General features: G+C 68.0%; 21 protein-coding genes and 1 pseudogene. 13 read left to right on the top strand and 9 right to left on the bottom strand.

Going from position 1 to position 22,140, the window contains the following annotated elements; genetic code table 11:
• Positions 1 to 178: 178 nt before the first annotated feature.
• Positions 179 to 451 (bottom strand): hypothetical protein, encoded by a 273-nt coding sequence (locus tag ACIGFK_RS41590; protein ID WP_400056049.1) that lies wholly within the window; start codon positions 449 to 451, stop codon positions 179 to 181.
• Positions 452 to 896: 445 nt separating this feature from the next.
• On the opposite strand from ACIGFK_RS41590, the gene ACIGFK_RS41585 reads away from it, so the two are divergent.
• Genes ACIGFK_RS41585 through ACIGFK_RS41565 form a run of 5 tightly spaced genes read left to right on the top strand, consistent with a single transcriptional unit; the run spans position 897 to position 7,344 of the window.
• Complete coding sequence (locus ACIGFK_RS41585) at positions 897 to 2,693, top strand: DEAD/DEAH box helicase family protein (protein WP_400056048.1); 1,797 nt, start codon at positions 897 to 899, stop codon at positions 2,691 to 2,693.
• Positions 2,690 to 4,609 carry a type I-E CRISPR-associated protein Cse1/CasA gene (locus tag ACIGFK_RS41580; protein ID WP_400056046.1) on the top strand — a complete coding sequence of 640 codons (1,920 nt, stop codon included), beginning with the start codon at positions 2,690 to 2,692 and terminating at the stop codon, positions 4,607 to 4,609. The genes ACIGFK_RS41585 and ACIGFK_RS41580 overlap by 4 nt, the downstream gene beginning before the upstream one ends.
• Positions 4,609 to 5,871, top strand: a complete 1,263-nt coding sequence (locus ACIGFK_RS41575; RefSeq protein WP_400056045.1) for a type I-E CRISPR-associated protein Cas7/Cse4/CasC — start codon at positions 4,609 to 4,611, stop codon at positions 5,869 to 5,871. Before ACIGFK_RS41580 ends, ACIGFK_RS41575 begins: the two co-directional genes overlap by 1 nt.
• Position 5,872: 1 nt before the next feature.
• Complete coding sequence (gene cas5e / locus ACIGFK_RS41570) at positions 5,873 to 6,625, top strand: type I-E CRISPR-associated protein Cas5/CasD (RefSeq protein WP_400056044.1); 753 nt, start codon at positions 5,873 to 5,875, stop codon at positions 6,623 to 6,625.
• Positions 6,622 to 7,344: a type I-E CRISPR-associated protein Cas6/Cse3/CasE gene (locus tag ACIGFK_RS41565; protein ID WP_400056042.1), complete on the top strand. Its 723-nt coding sequence runs from the start codon at positions 6,622 to 6,624 to the stop codon at positions 7,342 to 7,344. Before cas5e ends, ACIGFK_RS41565 begins: the two co-directional genes overlap by 4 nt.
• A gap of 1,463 nt (positions 7,345 to 8,807) precedes the next feature.
• Here ACIGFK_RS41565 and ACIGFK_RS41560 read toward each other — a convergent pair.
• The 4 genes from ACIGFK_RS41560 to ACIGFK_RS41545 form a co-directional block, all read right to left on the bottom strand.
• Positions 8,808 to 9,056 (bottom strand): DUF6087 family protein, encoded by a 249-nt coding sequence (locus tag ACIGFK_RS41560; protein WP_400056040.1) that lies wholly within the window; start codon positions 9,054 to 9,056, stop codon positions 8,808 to 8,810.
• Between the two features lie 12 nt (positions 9,057 to 9,068).
• Positions 9,069 to 10,265, bottom strand: coding sequence for a methyltransferase domain-containing protein (locus tag ACIGFK_RS41555; RefSeq protein WP_400056039.1), 1,197 nt, complete (start codon positions 10,263 to 10,265; stop codon positions 9,069 to 9,071).
• A gap of 288 nt (positions 10,266 to 10,553) precedes the next feature.
• Entirely contained in the window at positions 10,554 to 10,754 is a 201-nt protein-coding gene (locus ACIGFK_RS41550) for a hypothetical protein (RefSeq protein ID WP_400056038.1), read from the bottom strand.
• Positions 10,751 to 11,017 carry a hypothetical protein gene (locus ACIGFK_RS41545; RefSeq protein ID WP_400056036.1) on the bottom strand — a complete coding sequence of 89 codons (267 nt, stop codon included), beginning with the start codon at positions 11,015 to 11,017 and terminating at the stop codon, positions 10,751 to 10,753. The genes ACIGFK_RS41550 and ACIGFK_RS41545 overlap by 4 nt, the downstream gene beginning before the upstream one ends.
• Before the next feature lie 586 nt (positions 11,018 to 11,603).
• Here ACIGFK_RS41545 and ACIGFK_RS41540 point away from each other — a divergent pair.
• Positions 11,604 to 12,557, top strand: a complete 954-nt coding sequence (locus tag ACIGFK_RS41540; protein WP_400056034.1) for a hypothetical protein — start codon at positions 11,604 to 11,606, stop codon at positions 12,555 to 12,557.
• A gap of 8 nt (positions 12,558 to 12,565) precedes the next feature.
• The gene (locus tag ACIGFK_RS41535) at positions 12,566 to 13,117 is read left to right on the top strand and encodes a GNAT family N-acetyltransferase (protein ID WP_400056033.1); all 552 of its coding nucleotides are present in this window, start codon (positions 12,566 to 12,568) and stop codon (positions 13,115 to 13,117) included.
• A gap of 313 nt (positions 13,118 to 13,430) precedes the next feature.
• Here ACIGFK_RS41535 and ACIGFK_RS41530 read toward each other — a convergent pair whose 3' ends face one another.
• Positions 13,431 to 15,392: a pentapeptide repeat-containing protein gene (locus ACIGFK_RS41530; RefSeq protein ID WP_400056032.1), complete on the bottom strand. Its 1,962-nt coding sequence runs from the start codon at positions 15,390 to 15,392 to the stop codon at positions 13,431 to 13,433.
• Positions 15,393 to 15,780: 388 nt separating this feature from the next.
• On the opposite strand from ACIGFK_RS41530, the gene ACIGFK_RS41525 reads away from it, so the two are divergent.
• Positions 15,781 to 16,065: a hypothetical protein gene (locus ACIGFK_RS41525; protein ID WP_400056031.1), complete on the top strand. Its 285-nt coding sequence runs from the start codon at positions 15,781 to 15,783 to the stop codon at positions 16,063 to 16,065.
• Positions 16,066 to 16,110: 45 nt separating this feature from the next.
• Here the strand turns inward: ACIGFK_RS41525 and ACIGFK_RS41520 are convergent, their stop codons facing one another.
• Positions 16,111 to 16,431 carry a hypothetical protein gene (locus ACIGFK_RS41520; RefSeq protein WP_400056029.1) on the bottom strand — a complete coding sequence of 107 codons (321 nt, stop codon included), beginning with the start codon at positions 16,429 to 16,431 and terminating at the stop codon, positions 16,111 to 16,113.
• 120 nt (positions 16,432 to 16,551) lie between these two features.
• The gene (locus ACIGFK_RS41515; protein ID WP_400056027.1) at positions 16,552 to 16,989 is read right to left on the bottom strand and encodes an ATP-binding protein; all 438 of its coding nucleotides are present in this window, start codon (positions 16,987 to 16,989) and stop codon (positions 16,552 to 16,554) included.
• A 123-nt stretch (positions 16,990 to 17,112) separates the two neighbouring features.
• Between ACIGFK_RS41515 and ACIGFK_RS41510 the strand changes: the two genes are divergently transcribed.
• The 4 genes from ACIGFK_RS41510 to ACIGFK_RS41495 all read left to right on the top strand — a co-directional run bounded on the left by ACIGFK_RS41510 (position 17,113) and on the right by ACIGFK_RS41495 (position 20,901).
• A complete protein-coding gene (locus ACIGFK_RS41510; RefSeq protein ID WP_400056025.1) occupies positions 17,113 to 18,288 on the top strand; it encodes a tyrosine-type recombinase/integrase in 1,176 nt (391 codons plus the stop codon).
• 82 nt (positions 18,289 to 18,370) lie between these two features.
• Complete coding sequence (locus ACIGFK_RS41505; RefSeq protein WP_400056023.1) at positions 18,371 to 19,300, top strand: hypothetical protein; 930 nt, start codon at positions 18,371 to 18,373, stop codon at positions 19,298 to 19,300.
• Positions 19,301 to 19,342: 42 nt separating this feature from the next.
• A complete protein-coding gene (locus ACIGFK_RS41500) occupies positions 19,343 to 20,434 on the top strand; it encodes a tyrosine-type recombinase/integrase (protein ID WP_400056022.1) in 1,092 nt (363 codons plus the stop codon).
• Positions 20,431 to 20,901: a DUF6262 family protein gene (locus ACIGFK_RS41495; RefSeq protein WP_400056020.1), complete on the top strand. Its 471-nt coding sequence runs from the start codon at positions 20,431 to 20,433 to the stop codon at positions 20,899 to 20,901. Before ACIGFK_RS41500 ends, ACIGFK_RS41495 begins: the two co-directional genes overlap by 4 nt.
• On the opposite strand, the gene ACIGFK_RS41490 is transcribed toward ACIGFK_RS41495, so the two are convergent.
• Positions 20,861 to 21,232: a hypothetical protein gene (locus ACIGFK_RS41490; RefSeq protein ID WP_400056018.1), complete on the bottom strand. Its 372-nt coding sequence runs from the start codon at positions 21,230 to 21,232 to the stop codon at positions 20,861 to 20,863. The two genes, ACIGFK_RS41495 and ACIGFK_RS41490, sit on opposite strands and share 41 nt — an antisense overlap.
• 129 nt (positions 21,233 to 21,361) lie before the next feature.
• Here ACIGFK_RS41490 and ACIGFK_RS41485 point away from each other — a divergent pair.
• A pseudogene (locus ACIGFK_RS41485) lies at positions 21,362 to 21,802 on the top strand (ATP-binding protein); the annotation flags it as partial.
• Positions 21,803 to 22,140: the final 338 nt, after the last annotated feature.

Genomic DNA, 22,140 nt, shown 5'->3' with positions numbered 1-22,140 from the left:
ACTTGGGTCGGTACGAAGCTGCGCTGGGACCTGGCCGTCGACGAGAACGAGCGCCAGGCACTTCTCGGACTCGCCGAGGACTGCCCAACCACCACTGTCGTCTACGAGCCCGTCGACTGAGCCAGACGGCCGGAGTTGGTCGGGGCGGGGTGCGGCCTCAGGCACCGGCCGGCTCTTTTCAGGTGTCAGGATCCATTCCGGCTTGGCGGGCGGCATGGCGACGGACTTCCTCCGACACGGGGATACGCGGTTGCGACGTGCGCGGGAGGAGTACGAGCCCGTGTGTCACGGCCCGGTAGGCCGTGATGAGCACGATCAGCAAGCTCGTGGAGAAGAGAAGGTGCGCGGTGCGGCCGAAGCCGTAGTGGGCCGCGCACCAGCCGCTTGCCGTCGCCGCGGCGGCAAGCGCGAAGCCTTCCGTGACGATCCGTTCTCGACGGCTCAACGCCATCTGACTTGTCCCTCCGACATGTCGAACCGGTCTGGACGGAGGCTGCCACCGGCCGCGGTCGCCCATGCGGCCCGAAAGGGTGAGCTGCTGAAAACGTGTACGTCACGCTGCAGGAGAGTCGACGTGGGCGTGCTCTGCCCGCGTACCCGCTGTCCGGGCGTGGCTCCGCAGTAGGGCCGTGGGCGGGGTGCGCGGTTGAGACTGAGCGGTTCGGGCGATCGAGCGACAATCACACAAAGTGAGACTGATTTCACTTTGTGTTGCTATGCGGGTACTGTGTTTCTCGGCCTCGTGAGCCGCCGGATCCGTACGTCCCGCCCCGTGACAGCGACGTGCGTGAGGGTCCTGAAGGTGCCTTGCATCAACACGAGTTCCGCAACGTGCCGTCTAGTCAGGCTACGCGGATCACGGGATCGCCGCGATCGGCCGGACCAAGAGCGTCGTAATGACCACCGATCATGCCCGGAAGAGTGCTGTCCGCGAGCAGGCACGCACCACTGGGGAGCCGTACCAGCGAGTGGCTGCTACCGCCGCGTTCCGAGACCATGCTCGGCAGGCGGTGGCTGCCGGACAGCAGTTCGTCCTGTCGGAGTTCTCTGGCCATTTCGCCGGCGTCGCTCGAAACCGGCGCTGGTTGGTCGACGTGTTCCAGGCGCAGGAAGGCCGGGGGTTGCCCCGCGGGCTCGTCCCCTTTGAGGCGCCGTCCCATTCCTGGGAGCGATTCGTGCAGCACGAGCTGAACCGGCACGTCCCTGTACCGCGTCGGCAACAAGGCACCATGCCGGCGCTGCACGAGTACCAGCAGGAACAGGTCATGCGTCTTGTGGCCGCACGACGCCACGGTTCTCCAGGCTACCTGTGGGCCCTTCCTACCGGTTCGGGTAAGACACCGATGGCCGTCCGTGCGGTCTGTGCCAGTGCTGAGCGATCGCCGCAGAAGATCCTGGTGATCACTCGGCTGTCGGTGATCCCTGCCTGGCGGGCCACCATCGACAGCTTCGCAACGGCCCACCACAGGTGGGTGGTGGTCAACCCGGAACGGCTGTGGCGGCTCCTGGATCACCCTGACGCCGATCTGGGCCGACTGCGCGGTGACCAGGCGGCTCGGCTGGTGGCGCAGGAGGGTACCTCCCGCGTGGACTGGGACACGGTCGTCGTCGATGAGTGCCACATGCTCGCCAATCCCGAGTCGCGAAGGGCTATGACGGTCCGGCGTCTTCTGGAGCGCAGCGATGGAGAGCGTGCGTTCGCGTTGTGGGCATCGGCGACCCCGTTTTCCGTCCCAGAGGAGAGTGCATATCTGGGCAGGCTGATTTCCCATGCCGCCGGCGTCGCCGAGCCTGCGGATGACGGTGATTACCGGCTGTGGCTCAAGGAGCTGGGCCTGCGGTTGAACAATGACCGCAGAGGGCGTTGGTACCACCGGTTCAACCGCCCGGATGTGGCCCGGTTGCGGGAGCTGCTGTTCGAGTCTGGGGTGGGCTCCGCCGCTACGCCCGGGGATCTGAACCTTCCGCAACAGCAGCGGGAGGTTGTTCCCATCGTGCTGTCCGAGGCAGAGCGGCTGCGCTACAACCGCGCGTGGGAGCAGTTCCGGCGCTCCGAGGGCCTGGCAGCCTTCACCGACAGCAATCCCGATTCCTACCGGGTCGAGGCCCTGCACAGGGTTCAGAAGGCATCGCTGGTCAAAGCGCCGCACGTGGCGCGGATCGTGGTGGAGCAGGTGCGACGCGGCAGGCAGGTCGTGGTGCCGATGTGGTTCGTGGAGTCGATCGATGAGGTCGCCGTCCTCATCGCCCGTGCGCTGCGTGATGCGGGCCTGAACGATCGCGTGGTGGCGATCACGGGGCGGGACACCGAGCTTCGCGAGCGTAAGCGGGTGGCGTTCCAGAGTGGCGAGGCTTTGGTGGTGGTCCTCAACGCGCTGGAGGGCATCAACCTTCACGCCGGCGAGGTGAACACGAACGGCAGGGGTGGGCGTGCCACACACACTCCGCGGGTCTGTGTCATCGCCGATGTGCTGACCGGCGGAAAGCGGGCTCTGCAGGCTGAGGGCCGTACGCAGCGCGATGGCCGGTCCGCGCCCGTGATCTACGCGTACGCGGCGGGGACGGGTGAAGCGGAATGGACCGCCGCAACGTTCCGGTCGCTGTCGAACACTCTCAGCCTGACCACGAATGACCGGGATTCCGCGATGTTCGCGCGCCTCGCAGATGAGATCACTCCTGTGGACGCGACATGAGCGCAGACTTCTTCAGCCTGGCCCTGCGGCCGTGGGTCCCGGTGCGCGACCTGCACGGGGAGCGGTTGGTCGTGTCTGGGTGCGCGGCGCTGGAGCACGCCAACCATCTCGTCCTGGACGCGGCCGACCCTCTGGAGCAGGCAGCCATCGTCCGCTTCTTCCTCAGTGTGATGTATGGCAGCGGTCTGGCTCCGGTCTCGGAGGAGGAGTACGGGAGCCGGTGTGCCCGGTCCGTGTCCATCGACTGGGCCAGGGCTGCGCAGTGGCTCAGTGAGCATGCCGCGGACGTTGACGTACTGGATCCGGAGCGTCCGCTGTTCCAGGAACCTGCCCTGCGGGAGGTCTCCCAGGCGCACGCGCTTCCGGTGCGGTATCTCGATCACACCGCTGCCGGGGCGCTGGGGCGTCCGCTGCTGGCAGATCACCGGCATCTGCATGCCGATCTGCCAGCGCTGGAGCCGGCCCGAGCTGCCAGGCTGCTGCTCACCCAGCAGATGTGGGCCGTCGGGGGGCGCTTGCGATGCTCGGACGCGCACTACGGTCCGGGCTCGAACTACGCCTCCTCCGCGGCCGCGTGCGGCTCTGTGGTGTGGCTGCCGATCGGTACCCTGGCCACCGTTCTGTCCTGGCGCACGGTTCCTGTCCTCTGCCTTGCCGCCTCGAACTGGACCTACCGGATCCGAGGCGGCCCGAAGGAGCGGCTGGTCCCGGCGGGGGAACTCGATGCCTTGACGTGGATGCCGCGGCGCGTGCTGCTGATCCGGGACGGTGACGGCCGCATCGGCCGCGCCCACTTCGCTCAGGGCTGGCATCGTCAGCCCGTGCTGCCCGGTACACCCGGCAGTACGGACATGCTGTTCACGGACAGCGGCAAGCGGCTGCCGTGCGGGGCACTGGCCACGCCAGAGGACATCGTGCCGGTGGTCAACCGCTGGTGGCAGGCCGGCGAGGGGTCACTGCCCGCCGCCATGCGGGCTGCGATGAGGATCACCGGATGCGACGCCCCTGCGATGAGGGCCGTCGGCATCGGAGCGGACAAGAAGAAGGTCCTGCAACTGCGTGATGTCCGCGTACCACCCGAACTTCTGACCGACCAGCGGGCGGCGGACGCCGCCGCCTTCCTCAACGCCCTGCGCTACAAAACCCGCGACCGGGACATGTCCCTCGCCGACCTGTCCGGATCCCTCCTCCTCGCCGACCCCGACTTCCGTAGCAGCGACGCGAGGCAGCGCGCGCAGCTGACCGCGCGCGCCCACCGCATCCATGCACCGACCGTCAGCGGGAAAGCGGCCGAGCGCGGCCACCTGTACCGCGTGCTGACTGAGGCCGTCCGAGAGAAGGATTCTGAAGTGGCTTCCCTGTTCATCACCGCCGACACCGCCGCCCCCAGCGAGATCACGCTGGGCGAGCAGCTGGAGAAGCGGCTGCACGGTATCCGCTTCGGTGAGCACAGTCGCGGCCTGCTGCACCAGATGCGCCTGTGGGCCAGTTCGCCCCGGACACACAACCTAGCGAGCGAGCCGGTCACGCGGGACCTGCCGGCCGACTACCGGGCCGCCGCCATGATCACCGCCGCGCTGTACGCCGTCCACGCTCAACTCCATGCCCAGCCCTACGGGCGTACGCCGCTTCCCCGGCTGATGCGTGCCTTCGGAAGCGGCAGCAGTTTCGGTCCCCGGCACATTGCGACCGAGACCCAGATGAAGCACCTGCTGGCGACAGCCAGGCCGATCCTGCTTGTCCCGACGCTCACCAACCTCATCCGGTACGCCGCCGCGCACGAGATGACCCCGTCCTGGTCCGCGCTCGCGGACGACCTGGCGACGTGGAGCCCGGCCGTCCGTGACCGCTGGGCCGCCATGTTCTACACCAGCCAGCCCCTCACCGAGCTCGCTCAGATCGGACCCCACTCCTGATGGCCCTCGCCGACATCACCGCAGACCCCCGGCTCATCGACACCACTGCGCACCCGGGCAAGTTCGTCGTCCTGCATGCCCTGACGACCTATGCGGGCGTCTCCTTGAACAGGGACTTCTCCAATCTTCCCAAGACCATCCAGTACGGCGACGCATCCCGCATGAGGGTTTCAGCCCAGTCAAAGGACCGTGCCGCCCGGACGTTCTTCCGCAACTACACCGGCGAGACCGTCCAGGCCACCGCCCGGTCGCGATACCTCCCTCAGCAGACCGCCCGGCACCTGCAAGCACTAGGCCGACCCGCGGACGAGGCACACGTGCAGGCCGCCCTGATCATCGCGGCCGCCGGCATGCAGATCGACAAAGCAAACACCGAGCGCACGCGCGCCATCGCCTACGTACCGGCGCAGGCTCCCGGACGGCTCGCCGCGCTGGCGAGCGACGTCTGGGACGAGACCGAAGCAGCGCGAGAGACCATGCGCGCGGCCATCGACAAGGCCGTCGTCAAGGGCTCAAAGAGGCAGTCAGCCGACCAGGAGGACACCGATCCGGAGCCGGATGAGCCGGTCGGCCGCAAAGGCACTGAAGCAGCCGGTATCGGGGCTCCGCCGCTGCCCCGAAGCATCGTCCAGCGCGCGGAGGCGGCGTTCGCCCCCGGTATCACCGCCGAGCTCGCCATCTTCGGACGGATGCTCGCCGAAGTCCCCGACGGCCATGTCTACTCGGCCGCCCAGGTCGCACACGCGCTGAGCGTGGACCCGCTGGCCATGGTCAGTGACGACTGGACGGCCAAGGACGACTGGCAAGACCTCGGTGTCTTCGGCGCAGCCGGCAAGGGCACCACCTTCCTCGCCTCCGGCACGCTGTATCAGTACGCAGCACTCGACCGGCAGGCCCTGCGTGCCACCCTGGCCAAGAGCACAAGCCCCGCAGACACCGAAGAGATCGCACGCCTGGCAGAGCAGCTGTTCATCACCGCGCTCGCCTACGCGACACCCTCATCCGCACGCTCGCGTACAGGGTCGGCTGCCTCACCCACTTTGGCTGTTGCCGCCACAACCGACTTCCCGTTCACCGCGGCACCCTGCTTCGAGTCGTCCATCGAGGCCCCCGCCGCCGTCGTGGCCAGCTGCCGGCTCGCTCAGTACCTGCGCCGGGCCCAACGTCATACCCCGATCCAGGGCGGCACCGTCCGGTGGCTTCCCCCCGCCGGAGAACCCTGCCCCGAATTCCCCTCCATCCTCGTCTGCGAGGACGACTGACATGCCCACCTGCCTGCTGCTCCTGTCCGGGCCGATGCAGGCCTGGGGCGTCCACACCCCCTACGAGGCCCACGGCGACACCCTGAGCAGACCCACCAAGTCCGGGGTCATCGGGCTCGTCTGCAATGCCCTGGGCTACGGCATCGACCACGACACCGCTCACCTGGCCCGCCTGCACTTCGCCGTCAGGGCCGACCGCCCCGGACACCTCGAACGTGACGACCAGACCGCCGGAGGCGGCGACTTCCCCCTCGACATCCTGACTGCCGCCCGCCACCCACAGCTCGCCGCCAACCCCGAGCGCTTCCGCTACGCCGCCCCCCGCGAGGTGGACCCCATTACCGGCGCCTCATGGGCGCCGGCCACCCGCAAGACCATCAAGGGCGACAAAACCTACATCGTCAACGGCTCCTTCCTCGCCGGACTCACGGGACCAGCCCCCCTGATCGACACCATCCACCAAGCCCTGCACCAACCAGCACGCCTGCTCTACCTCGGCCGCCACTGCTGCCCACCCGGCAGGCCCATCGCGCACGGCACCACCGACCACGACACCGACTGGCCCGACCACATCCCCCTACTCCCCGACGCCACCACCCTCCAGCCGACCGCCTGGAGCGAAACGAACTCCCCCACCGACCCGGCCCTGCCCGAGCAGCCCCCCACTGCCTACCAGCACCGCGACCACCGCAACCTCCACATGACCAGCCGCACCACCACCCCACCGCCCGCCACACAGGACACCGAGCAGTGAGCATCACGACACACGACCTCCTCTCCTTCGGCCTGCCCAACCCCCGACAGGCCCTACTCACGGTGTGGCGCAGCGCCCTCACCCTCGCCCCCCACACTGCAGCCGCATGCACCGACGCCTACCGCATGCACCAGCTCGTCGAACTCGGACTCGGCACCGTCCAGACCACCGCAGACCGCAACGGCCGCATCCTGTATGCGGCAGCCCGCAACCCTGCAGCGGCAAACCGGCACACTCAGACTCTCGACGCGGGTCCGCCGCACACGCTCCTCGTTCAGACCCCGTCCCCACCAGACTGGACCGCCCAGCTCCGCAGAGGCGTCATCACCCACGCCGCCACACAGGAGGTCCACCAGAGATGGGCCTGCGGAGACACCGCCGAAATCCGCACCATCGCCAGCCCACTCATCACCCGCAACAACGACGCCGGAAAACGCCGACGCGACCACCTCACAGACCCCGAACAATGCGGGACCTGGCTTCGCGACCGCCTCCAGAAAGCCGGATGCCAACTCGCCCCACACGACATCACCGTCGACACCCCGGAAATCATTCGCCAGCGCCACCAGACGATGCCCCTGCGCCAGTTCCACGCCACCGTATCCATCCACGACCCCCACACCTTCACACGCCTCCTCACCCAAGGCGTCGGCCACAACAGGGCATGGGGAGCCGGTCTCGTGCTCGCCCGAAAGACAACAAAAGAGCGACTCCAGTGACAAAACCGAAGATCACGGAGGACAAAGCCTCTGGGCCAGGGGATGGACCATCGGGCGGCGTGACGTCAACCGGCGTGTACTCACACAGCCCTGCGCCAGGGGATGAACGGAGCTCATGCTGGCAGGTCTCGAGATCCAAGTGGGCCGGTCCCTGCATCAGGGGATACTCTCTCGCCATTGAATTCGAGGGCGATAACGCAGGCCAGCTTCCCCTGAGCCCAGGGAATGGACCATTGTCAATCTCGTCGACAAAGAGGTCACCAATCGCCCCTGCGCCAGGGGATCGACGGTTCTCCAACGACCAAGCATGGGATCCCGCCGTGCTCCGCTCCTGCACCAGGGGATGAACGACACCATGGCGTGGCGACGTAAATGCGCCACACACGCACCGACCCTGCGCCAGGGAATGAACGAACCCGTTACGCACTTCTGAAGAAGCTGGGAAAACACCAACCTCTGGGCCAGGGGATGACCGTTTCGCTGAGGACTGGGACCTTCTGCACACCATGTACAGCCCTGCACCAGGGAATGAACCATTTTGGATTTCGTCGACAAAGGAGTAGCCGACCGCCCCCCCTGTGCCAGGGGATGACCGTGGCCAGATGATGACCTCAGCCATGAGACCGACCTTCGCCCCCTGCATCAGGGGATGGGCTGCACCGTTTCGTGTCCCATAGCTACGAGGTAACAGCGTCCCTGAGCCAGGGGATAGCCTGTTGGGCGCGCGCATCGCTCCAACGGCGAGGTCGCATAGTCGCTGCGTTAGGAGTTGACTTCCATCCTCTACTCCCCTCCGCAATTCTTCGAGGAGAACTCCGCTAGCACATGGCGGCTCGGAGCACCTCGATCCCAGTGGGTACACCCGTGATCATCTCATTGCAAGGCAGCCAGCCCCTGAGTCGGCCTATATCAGGGGATGACCCGTATTTGGCACAGCCGACACACTGCGGCATGATCTACAATCCCTGAATCAGGGAATGAGCGGTCACCTTTGAAACGAGCGCGATCACGCATTCTTCTACCCCTGTGACAGGGGATGACCCGTTCTCCGAGGAGTGAGACCTTCTCCACCGCACGTGACTCCCTGCGTCAGGGAATGGCTCCTCGGCTACGCACCACGGCGCGCCAACGTAGAGGTACGGTCCCTGCACCAGGGGATGAACGGTCGTAGAGCACAATGCCGCGGTGGTAGTCCATGGTCCGCCCCTGTGTCAGGGAATGGACTGTAACCGTTGGTCCCGTCACAGGATCCGATTCCGTGCCGTCCCTGCAGCAGGGGATGGACCGCCGGGTATCTGCACGACTCAACTTCCGGGCCCCTGTCACCCTGCACCAGGGAATGAACGTGCGGCGTTGCCGATCTCGAACAGGGCAGCCTCGTGCCGCCCCTGCGCCAGGGGATGAACGGCTACTCGCCATCAAGGACAGCAGTCGGCGGCGCCCCGGGCCCCGATCCGGTGGTGTCACCATCCGTGGATGAAGGCGGCGGCCTCGGCGGCGTTGTTGGCGACTCCGGCGGGCATCCATACGCCGGAGTCCTCGTCGAGTTCGAAGAGGAGTCGGGGGGTGTTGGGGGCGAGGTGTGCGGCGCGGCCTCCGGCCGCTGGGTCCATGGGTTCGGCGCGGCGGCGGCCGGTGATCTGCCGGTCGGACTCGCGCCGGCGGTCACGGCGCTCTGCCCACTCGGCGAGCGGTTCCTTGTCAGCGTCCATGTCGCCCCTTCCCTATCTCCAGCGGGCTCCGGGCAGCAGGTTCCCAGGGCCGTCCAGCCATGGTGTCTCTCCGTCCGGGCCCACGGTAAGACCGAAGCGGCCGAGGACCGGGCTTCCCTGCTCCTCCCACCATGCGTGGGCGGCCTCGACGGCGTCCCACAGTCGCCTCGGTCCGTACTGGTAGACGATGCCCGGCCCGTACTCCTCCGGCCACCGCACGGCCGCCCATGACCGGTCGGTGAGTGAGTACCACCAGGCCGCCGGGGCGCCGTCAGGTTCGGTGTGGGTGGTATGGGCGACGTGGGGCACGGCGAGGCTGATGGCGTGGTGGGCGTCGGCAAGCTGGTCGGGCTGCACGGCCGTGCCGGTCGAGCCCGGCCACTCCTTGACGTACTCCTCGGCGTCCGGCCACACGGTGCGGTGCGAGCGCGCCTTCATGAACTCCACCCCGGCCAGGAGCGGGCCGGAGGCGGTTCCGTCTGCGTGGACGGTGAGGCGCGCTACGGAGTCGCGGCTGCTGTAGTGCGTTCCGTACGGAGCGACGATGATTCCGCCGGGCCTGACCTGCTCCACCCACGCGCGGGGGATGGTGCGTACGCCGAATGTGCACAGCAGCCGGTCGTACGGACCGCGCTCGGGGTGGCCGGCGAGGGCGTCGCCGGTAACCGCCTCGGCGTAGAGGCCGAGGGTGCAGAGCCGTTCCCGGGCCGCCCCCGAAATGGACGGGTCCACGTCGATGGTGGTGATGTTGGCGGAGCCGCACCGGTGGGCGAGGAGAGCCGCGGTCTCGCCGGTTCCGGTGCCCGCGTCCAGGACGTGCTGTCCGCCGTCGGCGTCCAGCGCGGCCAGGAGCCGAAAGACCACGGACGGTTGAGAACTGGACGACGTGGGCACGGTGCCCGGGTGCTCGCCGCGGTGGGTGCCGTCGTCCCACTGGGTGACGATCGACAGGTCGCTGTCGGCGTATCCGTACCAGGCCGCCGGGTCCGTACGCCGGTCGACGGTGACGGTGTGGGGCGTCGCGGCCCCGGCACCGTGGTGCTGCACGCGGTCGGCGGGGAGGAACGGCCACATCACCCGCGGCAGGAACGTCGTGCGGTCGATGGCCGCGAAGGTGGGCGCCCAGTCGGAGGAGAGGGCGCCGGATTCCATGAGGCAGCGCCCCAGCTCGGTACGGCTGGGGCGCTCCTGGTGTGCGGTGACGGTCATCGCTACTTGTGCTTCCCGCCACCAGGAGGAGTGGAGGTGTCGGGGTTGGACGGGGGCGGCGGGGGCGGGGTGGAGATCGGTGCGGATCCGCCGCTGTGGCTTCCTCCCCCTCCGCTGCCTCCGTTCCCCCCGCTGCTGCTGTCGCTGTCGCCGCTGTTGGCCATGGCGTGTGTCCCTCCTGGTCGGTGGTGCCGGTCCGGCGGGCCGGGTGGCCGGCCGGGGCCTGTCTCGCGGTCGAGGCGGATGACCGAGGCGTCCTGAAGGGTCACCGGTCCCGTCACGAGGCAGTCAGAGGTCGTCGCGAATCCGGTCGACGCGCGGCCGGATAACAGTGAGTGTGTCGGGGTCGTCGACCTCCCACTGGTGGGCGGTGCCGCCGTAAACGGGGCGCAGGACCCATGTGGTGCCGCCGCGTACATCGGTGACGATGGCTCCGTACCCGTTGCCGTCTTCGACGTGGTCGCCGACCCAGGCTCGTCGCCCGCTCATCGACGGGCGCCTGCGGTCACGTTCTGGGCGACCGCGTGCAGCGGCAGCAGTTCGCTGGGGTCCGCAGTCCATTCCCGGCCGGAGTGGTCGTGTGGGCGCATGTGCGCGGTCCGGCCGATGGTCCGGCCGGTCAGCTTGGAGGTGCGGGCGTAGACGGTGCCGACGGTGCCGGTGCGGCCGGTCGGCGGGTGGATGACCTCCTGGCCCAGCAGGCGGTGGTCGTCGTCCTCCCGTATCCACATGTGCGGGTCGTCGCGGGTCACCGTGCGCCTCCTGTCGGGTGTCCGGTGGCGGCGCGGCCGGAATGCGAGGTCTGCCTCGCCGCCTGTGCGGGGCGCAGGATCCGGCGGGGGGCGGCCGGTGCCTGCGCTGTGAGTAGTGAACCGGTGTCTGGGCGTCGGGGGCGCGGGTGGTGCCGGACTTTGTGCCGGACATTTCCGCCCCGGTCCGCCTGCACGTGCGGGCCTGGTGGCTCTACCGTGCGAGGAGTGGTCACGCCAGGAGATGCGAGGGGGCGCCATGTCCGAACCGGTGGAGGAGCCCACGGTGTTCGCGGATCTGGTCGACGGGTTCGGGTGGCGCAGTCCTGCGCAGTTCATCCGCGTGTACGCGGCTGTCGCGTCCCGTATCGGGGAGCGCGAGGATGTCACCGACCGGCAGGTCCGCCGGTGGCGGGCACCTTCGCCGCCGTGCCCGCAGCCTGGGCGCCAAAGGGTGTTAGAAGCCATGCTTGGCGTCCCGTTGGAGCAGGTCGGTTTCCGGGTGCCTGGGCACCGCAGGAACCCCGTGGCGGCCCCGGTGGCCGTGCTGGACCCGATCCCCGAGCTTCGTGAAAGGCGGCCTGATCCCATGGAACGCCGCAGCCTTCTCGCTGCCGCGGGCGGCGCTGCCCTGGGCGTCACCGGGATGGTGGCGTCGCCGGCCGCCGCGTTCGACGGGCCTCGTGTCGGCACCGACACCGTCACCGACCTGCGTCAGGGGCTCGCTTCCCTGTACGGGCTGGACGACCGGTTCGGCGGGGCCACCGTCGGGCCGCTCGCCTGCGCCCACCTCTCCCGCATCCGGCGCCTGATCGACACCGGGTCCTACCCCGAGACGATCGGCCGGCAGCTGCGGCTGATCTCCGGCGAGACCGCCGAACACGTCGGATGGCTCGCCTTCGACGCGGGCGACCACCAGCGCGCCCGCTCGTACTGGACACAGGCCCGGGACACCGCGACCGAACTGCGCGACGACTCTCTCGCCGTCCTCGTACTCGCTTCCCTGTCGTTGCTGGAGCTGCGCGAGGAGCAACCCCGGGACGCTCTCGACCACGCCCGGCGCGCGGCCGAGCTCGCCGCGCCGTGGGCACCGCCGTCGCTGCTGTCCATCCTCGCCACCCGGGAAGCACGCGCGCTCGCGATGCTCGGGGATTCCGCGTCGGCGCGCACCACGCTGGCGAACGCCGCCCGCCTGTACGAGAAGGACCGGGGGTCACGGCCCGCACCGGACTGGACCCTGTTTCACGGGCCTGCGGAGCTGGCCAGCGCACAGGCCGAACTGTTCACCTCCGCCGGACACCACCGGGCCGCCGTGTCGTGGCTCCGCCGCTCCCTGGAACGGCAGGAAGCCACGTACGCCCGCAACGAGGCACTGCAGCGAGCCGGCCTCGCCGGGGCGCTGGCCCGCTCGGGAGAAGCCGACGAAGCGGAGCACCACATCGAGCAGGGCGAGGCTCTGCTCACCGAGGTGTCGTCGGGGCGGGCAAGGGAAGGACTCGCCGCCGCCCGCCGCGAACTGCACCGCGTCCGCCCCATCCGATGAGGAGCCCCGTGGAATACACCACCATCACCGACCCCGCCGTCACCGGACGGCAGCTCGACAGCTTGGCCCCCGTCTACGAAGCCGTGTTCGCCGAGCCGCCGTACCTGGAAGGGCCCCGGGACGTCGCCGACTTCCTGGAGCGCTACCAGCGCGAGCACAAGACCCCCGGCTTCCGCCTCGTCCTGGCCCACGACGACGACGGACTCACCGGGTTCGCGTACGGGCTCCCGCTCTCGTCCGACAGTGGATGGTGGTCGGGCCTCCTAAACAGCGACCTACCCGAGGAGTTCACCCGGGAGGACGGCCGCAGGACGTTCGTCATGATGGAACTCGCCGTACGCGCCGAACACCGCGGCCGTGGTGTCGGCCGGACCCTGCACACCGCCCTCCTGGACGGGGTGACCGCCGAACGGGCCACCCTCGCCGTGCGCCCCGAGGCGCCGGCCGCCAGCTGGTACAAGCGCCTCGGGTACACGCGCGTCGGCCTGACCCAGCCATGGGACGGAGCACCCGTGTACCGGGCCCTGGTCAAACCTCTTCGAAGCCAGGACCTGGCTTAACCCTCCACCAAGCCGCCGCCGTCACCAACGGGCCGGGGAGCGCCCAGGCGTCTGGTAGCGCTCCCCACCCCCGCCGTCGACTGAGGTGCCAGAGAGCCTGCTCGATGACGGTCACCGGGCCCGGACCGATCTGCGCCAGATCCCCTTGGCTGCGTAGGCCAGAAACAGGAACGGCGGTCGGCAGATTCCGAGAACCTCCGCAGGCCGGCAGCCCTGAAAATGTCGGTGAGATCCAGGAACACGGCCCTCGGAGATTACCGGCGCGGTGGGTAGCGGTTGGGTGTTCAGTTCACTGAACACCCAACGACCGTGGTCAGCGTTTGATGCGTCCGCGAATGGCGAGGACGGCCAGAGCAAGGAGGGTGGGTTCCAGGAGGCGAGAGGCCATCTCGATGACCGTGCCGGAAGTGGTGAGATTCTGCCCTGCGGATCGGAACACCACTGAATTGACCGCGACGCGGGTCGCCTTCCCGGCGCGGTTCCACGTCATGCGTTGGTGCCAGCCGCCGGTCAGGGCAGGGTCGGGGGCTTTGGTTTTGAGGGCGATGCTGCCATTGGTGAGAGTACCCGTGGTGGCGGGATCGGGGTCGTGAGTGGGCAGTCCGAAGCCCATGAGGAGCAGCACGGTCAACGACATGGCGGCAAGCAGCCAGGCGAAGGCGCGGGACGAGCGCAAACCGTAGCCGGAGAGCAGCCAGTAGCCCCGCAGCAAGCCACGTTCGCCGGGCGGGGTGCTGGTGCGGTCGTGGCGGCGCATCTCCATTTCGCCGTAGTAGAAGTCCGCGGCGCCGGGCTCGTTCTTGCCGTCCTCGAACGCCTTGCGCAACTGCCGGTAGACCGCAGCGACGTCTTCCGGGTCGGGCGTGAGGGCGGGGTCGGGATGGTGCGGCCCGGTACGCCATAGGCGCGGTGAAGGCGTGTGGTCCGGGGCCGGAGCGGGCTGGCCAGCGGTCTGGGCACGCCAGTGGTGTTCCTCGGCCAGGGTGCGCCGACGGGTCCACCTGTATGGCCATATGCGACGGCGGTGGAGGCCTGTTGGGGAGGGGGCGAAGGTGCAGCGGCCTTCCAGCCGGAGCTGGTCGAGGTGGAAGGCCCCGGAGAACAGACAGTCGCTCAGGTCCGTATCGGTGAGAATGAGGTGCGCGGCGTCCACGCCTTGCAGCGAGGCTATTCGCACCCGGGACGGGCGGTCATCCAGCAGACTCTCACCCAGCGGCGCGCCCCCGTCGGTGAAGGGGGTGGGGTGTGCGGTGACGGCCACGGGAGAGGACAGGACCGCGTGGCTGAGGTCCACTGTGGCGTAGCGCAGACGCAGAGTAGCCGTCGACTCCCACCGGGTCCGCCGGCACTCCAGGCGGTGCGCGGCAAGCTCCAGAGTCACCGGGCTGCTGAACACTGCCCCACACAGCATTACGGCCCCGTCGCATACCAACGGCCCGAGTTCGGCCGCTCGCGCGAAAGCCGCCTCCTCGAAACTGACGTCGCCCTTGAAGGTCGCCGAGCCGAACCAGGCGTGGCCTTTGAAGGCCACCCCCTTGAACAGGGCGTCGCCCTTGAAGGTGGTCGAGACGAAACTAGCGATGTCCTTGAAGGCCGCCATGAAGAACCCGGCGCCGTCCTCGAAGGTCGCCGAGCCGAACCCAGCGATGCCCTCGAAGGTCGTCAGGCCGAACTCGGCTCGCCCCTCGAAGGTTGCGGACTCGAAGGTCACGGAGCCGAACCCGAGGCCGACCTCGAAGGTGGCCTGACTGAACAGGGCGCTGCCCTTGAAGATCGTCCGGTCGAACTTGGCGCCTTCTTCGAAGGTCGCTGATTCGAAGTTGGCGTCGCCCTTGAAAGTCGCCGAGCCGAACAGGGCGTGGTCGCCCTTGAAAGTCGCCGAGCCGAACTCAGCGCGGCCCTCGAAGATCGCCGAGCCGAACAAGGCGCAGTCCTCGAAGGTCACCGACTCGAACAAGGCGGCGTCCTCGAAGCTCGCCGATTCGAACGTGGCGTGACCGAGGCGGGGGCTTCCGGTGCCCGGGTCGCGGAGGGCGTTGAGGAGAGCATTGAGAAGGGGTTCGGTGAAGGGGGTGCCGCGGTGGTCGATTGGGGACCCGGGAGCCAGGTGGTCCAGGTAGGCGTCCCGGCCGGTGTCGACGATGTGGGCGAAGCATGCGGTGTGGCCGGGGACGTGGATGCCCCGGCAGCCGAGGAGGTCGGTAGCAGGGTCTGCGCCGTGCGCGCAGTACGGCCACGAAGGCGCCTCGGGGGTGGGGTGCGGGGGTGTGCCCATGACGCGGCTCCATGGTGTGTCTGGTGTCGGGGTAATAACTGAGTGCTGGTCCGTCTCAGTGCAGCTGGCAGGCCAACCTTGGCGTCACGGCGGATCGCCGTGTACAGAGCGACCTTGAGCTTCGGCAACTTCCTACCTAGCCCTCGTCGTGCAGAGCACAAAACACAACCATGGCCCCGAGGCAATCACCCGAGTGTTTCCAGAACTCGGCGCCATCACTATCCCGCGGATCCGGGCCTTCTCGCTGCTGAGCGACAGTCGTTCGTGCGACTCACCTACCTTCCAATCCTCTCAAGTTCGGTCACTCACCTGGGTGACACCCTGACCGTTCCCTACTTGCTGGACGCTACGGTGCCGGTACTCCTTGCCCAACAAGGTGGCTGTGCTCGTGACCGGAGAAGAGGCTCCCGTGCCCGATGCGCCCCCGACTGCCGTCGCTGTCATCGATCCTGATGTTCCGAGCGACGTACGGTCTCTGCTGGAGAACCGGAAGGCGATTCTCCGCTCCGGCTCCGGCCTCTACCCCTTCTCCTCTGGGATGTTCACCCTGGTGAAGGGCGGCGTCCCTGCGCTCGGCATGGGTGGTCTGTCGCTCCTGTTCAGCCCTGACCCCGCAGCTCCAGAACTGCCTGCTGGAACCGTCGCAGCCTCGATGGTGTCGACGACGGCGTAATTCCCCAGGGGTTGTGGTCACGTAATTCCCCAAGGCATGGCGGGCTCAGCCATCCTCGAATGGTTCGTCACTCCACCTGAACCAAGCACGATCGTCACTGATGTGCAGAAGGAACTCCGCGACTGGACCTGACGGGGCCACGAGCGACAAGGTGTCCGCGATCCAGTCGTAGGCGTCGTCGAACCGCTCGTACTCCTCCGCCTCCACGAGAGCCAGCGACTCGTCGAACCACGGCTTCACCTCTCCGAACGTCGGCGTTGGAACGAAGCGACCGTTCAGCCATGGAAAGTCGGCCTCGTCGATCACGATCTCGCCGAGCAGTTCCTCCTGCCGCATCAGTCGCCAGACTTCGCCCTCGAAACCCATCCCGCCAGCTCTCCATCCATGTCCTGGTGCCGCCGGGCAGCCTCTCACGCGGCAAGGACAACGAGGCAGGAGCGCCGGCGTTAAGCCGTATCGGCGCTCCTGCGTGCGATATCCGGCTGATCATGGCTTGTCGCTGGGGTTCCTGGGGCGCTTGTTGGGCCGGTAGCTGGGGCCGTTCATGATCACCTGGTGGCTGGCGTTGATCAGCCGGTCCAGGAGGGACTCGGCGACGACGGGATTGGGGAAAAGGGGATACCAGTCGCTGGGCGCCCGGTTGCTGGTGATGATCACGGACCGGCCCTGCCGCTCGGAGATGAGCTCGTAGAGGTCGTCGACCTGCGGGGCGGTCATCTGTCGCATGGCGAAGTCGTCGAGGATCAGCAGGTCGGGACGGACGACCTCGCGCATGCGGCGGTCCCAGGTGCGGTCCGCATGACCGCCAGCGAGCTCGGCCAGGATCCGGCTGGTCTTGGCGAAGCGGACGTTGGCGCCCTGGCGGATGGCCAGGTGTCCGAGGGCCTGCGCGACGTGTGTCTTCCCGACGCCGACGGTTATCAACGGGGCCTGGGCTCATCTCTTCTCTGTCTGCAACGAGCGTGACCGTGAGCGTTCCGTGTCGTTGATGCATTGCTATCAACGGGAGTTCTTCAACGAGACGGAACGACATCAGGGGCACACAGCTTGGCGGTCCGGCCCGCGAACGGGCAGCGGACGTGGACCGTTATCGACGAGAAGTACCGGACCGTCGCGCCAGTCGAGGACTGGCTGGAGGCCCATCGGCAGCTGTGGTCACCGAACACGGTCCGCGGCTATGCGACCTCGCTGGCCCAGTGGTGGACGTTCCTCGAACAGCGCGACGAGACCGGAAGGTGGGGCGATCTCGGGGTCCCGGCGGTCGCGGGGTTCCTGTCCTGGTTTCGCAACGGCCGCACCGTCGAGCACACCCTGGTCGAGCCAGAACAGGCCCCCGAGGCCGGGACGCTGGAGGCGAGACTGGCCGCGCTGATCTCCTTCTACCGCTGGCAGGAGGCGGTCTTCTTGGTGCCGGTCGCGGGCCGGCTCATGCGCGGGACGCCACGCCGGGCACCGGCCCGGGGCCTGCTCGCGCACCTGGACGCCCGCACCGCTCCCGCGCCGTCCTCGCTGGTCAGGGTCCGAAGCCAGCGGCATCGTGGGCGCCCGCCGTTGCTGCTGCCGAGCGAGATTCAGGCGATCCTTGACGGCTGCGCGATGCCGGACGTCCCAGTCGGCGACTGGAACGGGAACCTGCGCGACCGGCTGCTGTTCGCCCTGCTCGCGGAGACCGGCATGCGCCTCGGTGAGGCTCTTGGCCTGCGGATCTGCGACTTCGTGATGGGCCGCGGCTCCACTCCCTATGTCGAGATCGTGCCGCGCGAGGACAACACGAACGGGGCCAGGGTGAAGATGATGCGCCCGCGGCGGGTTTATGTCGGCAGCGACCTGGAGCGACTGTTCGCCGACTACCTCACCCACCTCGCCTGCCGGGCCGCTGAGTTCGGCATCGAGATCGATACCGGTTTGCCGCTGCTGGTGAACCTGGAGCGGCCGCCGCTGCTGGCCGCCCTGCGCGAGGGCACGGTACGGGACAAGGTGTCCGCCCTCCGCAAGAAGAGGATCGGGCCCGCCTCCTGGACGCCGCACTGGTTCCGCCACAGCCACGCGACCGCGCTCTTGCTGGCCGGGACGCCGGAGTGGGTGGTCTCCCGCCGCCTCGGTCACGCACACGTGCAGACCACGCTCGACCTCTATGGCTGGGTCCGCGAGGACGAGGCCCTGCGGGCCGCGGCGAACTGGAAGTCGTACATCTCCGCCTGGCAGGTCGACGATGGCCGGTGAACAGCGTCATCTGCACGCAGCCGGAGGCGAGGATCCGTTCTGGCGGCTCTGGCGAGAGCTGCCAGAGCCCTGGAAAGGGCCGGTGATCAGGGACGGCATCGACGACTGGGAGAAGATCACCGAGAACGGCGACCGGAGTATCGATCTGACCGGTCTGCCCGACCTGATCGCCGCCGAACTGGCCTGGATGGCGCACTGGCAGGCGATGGACGGGACCCGCTCCTCGGTGCTGGGCACCAACCAGTTCGCGAACATCCTGCGCCGCGCGATCCGCGACGACCACCCCTTCCCGACCTCGATCCGGGCCATGGAATGGGAAACGCCGGCCGCCCTGCAGCGATGGTTCTATGCCACCCGCTGGGGCCGGCTCATCCCTCGCGGCAGCGTCGCCCGGCTGCGGGTGATCTTCCGCTTCAGTCGCCTCGCCCTGCTCGCCCGCTGCAGCGACGGGCCCTGGTGGTCCCTGGATGAGTGGCATCCCCGATGCGACCCGCGGATCCCGCTGGCCGAGCACGAACCCCAGGCCCACTATGGCTGTTCACCTTCGAAGATCACTCAGCCGTGGCTGCGGGAGGCCGTGAAGTGGTGCCTGGGCACCCAGCTGGAGGCCGGAACTTTGCGCTGGTCGACCGTGAGCCAAGAGCGGATGCGGTGCTTCGCCCGATTCGACCGGTGGCTGGAGACCTTCACCGACCCCCTCGACGTCCTGGGCGACCCGGCCCACGCGGTCCAGCTGGCCGCCGCCTTCCGCCGCTGGGACACCGACCCCGCCAACCGACTCCTGCGCCAGAACGAGCAACGGTTCGCTGGACAGCCTGTCCATCCCCGCCTGGTCAACGATGACCTGCGGGCCGTCGCCGAGCTCTTCGCATTCGTCGCCGCCAATCCCATCGAGGCCCGCCGGGTCCTCGGGGCGAACCCGTGGTCGCGGGTCACCGACGCACACGCGGCCGGCTGGTTCCGGCAGGTCTCCCGCATCCCGCACCAGCGCGAGCTCAACGACGAGCACTAAGTCGATGACCACGCACTCGCGCAGATCCCCGCCGCTCTGCCCTTGCTCGGGCTCGCCCGCCACGAGGAGATGATCCTCACCCGCGGGGACGGGCAGCAGGTCACCGCCCACGGTTTCGACGACCCGCAGGCCATGCGCATGATCCTGCTGCAGATCCTCACCGGACGACGGGCCAGCGAGATCCGCACCAGCCGCTTCGACTGCCTCTCCCCGGTCCCCGACCGGGCCGTCGACGCTGCCGAGGGCGAACAGATCGCCCGCTTCCACTACGCACAAAGCAAGATCGACATCGCGCCGGACAACATCCTCGTCGACGCCGAGGTCGTCGCGGTCATCGAGGAACAACGACGGTGGGTTAGCGAGCACTTCCCCGGTATCACCCCGCGTCACCTGTTCCTGCAGCGGACCGGGAACCGGCAGGGCGACAAGCCCTACCCCTCGGGCACCTACAGCTGGATGCTCCGCGAGTTCAGCAAGATCGTGAAGATCACCGATAGCAAGGGCAAGCCCGTCGGGCTCAGCCACACCCACCGCTTCCGGCACACGAAGCTGACCCGGCTCGTCGAACTTGGGCTGCCCGTCCACGTGTTGATGCGTTATGCCGGTCATGCGACCCCGTCGATGACGATGCACTACGTCGCTGCCCGCCAGGAACACGCCGAGCAGGCATTCTTGGCCACCGCGAAGCTGAGGGCGGACGGCACCCACGTCACCTTCTCCCACGACGACCACGACAGCCTCCACCTGTTCAACCAGGCCGACCGGTTCTTGCCCCACGGCTGGTGCCTGTTGCCGCCCCTGCAGACCTGCGACAAGGGAAACGTCTGCCTGACCTGCTCGGTCTTCGTCACTGACGCCTCCCACCAGAATGCGCTGGAACGGCAGTTGGACGAGACCGAGGCCCTGATCAACCGCAGCACCACCGCATTCCAGGAGCGGCACGGCCGCCCGATGCCCGAGGACAACGTCTGGCTACTGCAACGGCGGGCCGAGCACGCGGCCCTCACGAAGCTGCTGGACACCCTCCGTTCCAAGCCCGGACGCGCCGTCCAGGGCGCCGGCTGCGGCGCCGCCCCCACCGGCCCCGTTCCGCTCACTCTCGACCTCGACCGTCACCGAAGGACCTGGTCATGACCGACGACGCTCGCGCCAAGCGCACCCAGACACTCGCCACCGCCGCGAAGGCCAAGTCCCAGGCCAAGACCGCCGCAGCCGAGAAGGCGATCCGCAACCTGGTCAAACGCGGTGAGTCGATCACGTTCCAGGCCGTCCAGCGCGAGGCCAACGTCTCCCACGCGTTCCTCTACAACCACCCCGACCTGCGAGGACGCATCGAACGACTCCGGGCCCAAGCCTGGCCGGTTCCCGCACCGACGCCTCCGGCTGACGAGCAGAGCACTCTCATTCTCGCGCTGACCAGTCAGATCACCCGTCTGAAGAAGCAGCACCGAGAAGAAGTACAGGCGCTGCGAGACGCGCTCGAACAAGCCCACGGCGAGAACCTCGACCTCCGGCGCGAACTCGCCCGCCGTGGCGGCGACGCCCACGGCCCTGCTGAGGTCAGTTCGCAGTCATCAGCTCGATCAGCTCGGCGTCCGTGACGTCCGGCCGGAGCCGGACGTCGAAGTTGTATCCCTCATCGCAGAACACCACGTCAAGGCCCTCCGGAGCGAGCCTGCGGAACACAACCGCCAAGCGCACCGCGTCCGACTCCGGCGAGTCGAGATACAGGCAGGTGCCGTCCTCATGCAGATACGCCTCACCCGGACCATGCTCCGACTCGAAGGACCAGCAGAAGCTCCGTGCCTCGCTACGAGGCGTCGAGTCCGTCTCGACTGCGGCCCATCCGCCCCGGATCGCAGATGTCAGAGCCCCGCAGTCGGCGCTCCAGCCACCCGCTTCACCGTCGATCAGCACCAAGAACTTCGCCATAGTCCCGTGTCTATCACCCGCGACCGACACGCTGGAGCCACGGCACCGCACGCCACGATGCACAGATCGCATCACCGATCTGACCAGGCAGGACATCCACCTGTATGACGCAACCCGTTGATAACCACCGGGGTGGGCAAGACACACATCGCCGTCGCTCTCGCCGTCGCGGCCTGCCGGGCCGGCTACTCGATCTATTTCACCAGCCTCGACGACATGGTCCGCAACCTCACCGCCGCCGAATCCTCCGGACGCCTGACCAGCAAACTCGGCAGCTACCTGCGGCCGGCCGTCCTTGTTCTGGACGAGGTCGGCTACCAGCCCCTCGCGCGAGCCGAGGCGAACCTCGTCTTCCAGGTCATCTCAAAGCGATACGAAAAGGGCTCGATCATCCTGACCTCGAACAAGACCTTCAGCGAATGGGGACAGGTGTTCGGCGACGAAGTCCTCGCCACCGCCATCCTCGACCGCCTCCTCCACCACTGCGGAGTCATCTCCATCAACGGCCCCAGCTACCGCCTCAAGAACCGACTCGCCGCCATCGAACGAGAACGAGACGACGCAGCCTGAGCGATCACCGCCAGGACGGACGCTCGCTCATCCTGACAAGCCACCCGGACCGGCGTCGGGACACGGCGATCTCTACCATCGCCGCATGACTGATGCATCAGCTCTGGCCCCGTTCCCCCTGGACGAAGGCAGCGAATCCGACGGCTCGCACTGCCTCTATCTCTTTGACGGCGACATGGAGAAGGTCACCCCATCGACTACCGAGTGGCGCACGTATATCTGTACTGGGCGGAGCACCCAGAGGGCCCTGGCAAGATTTTCGTGAAGCTGGGGTGTGCCACCGTGCGCCGGTGACGCTCCGTCATTCATGGGGGGACTGTCGTCGAGTGTGATGACCT

Source organism: Streptomyces sp. NPDC085524 (assembly GCF_044541755.1).
Lineage (GTDB): Bacteria > Actinomycetota > Actinomycetes > Streptomycetales > Streptomycetaceae > Streptomyces.
The sequence above is the reverse complement of the archived record's forward strand: the minus strand, read 5'-3'. Positions and strand labels throughout refer to the sequence as shown.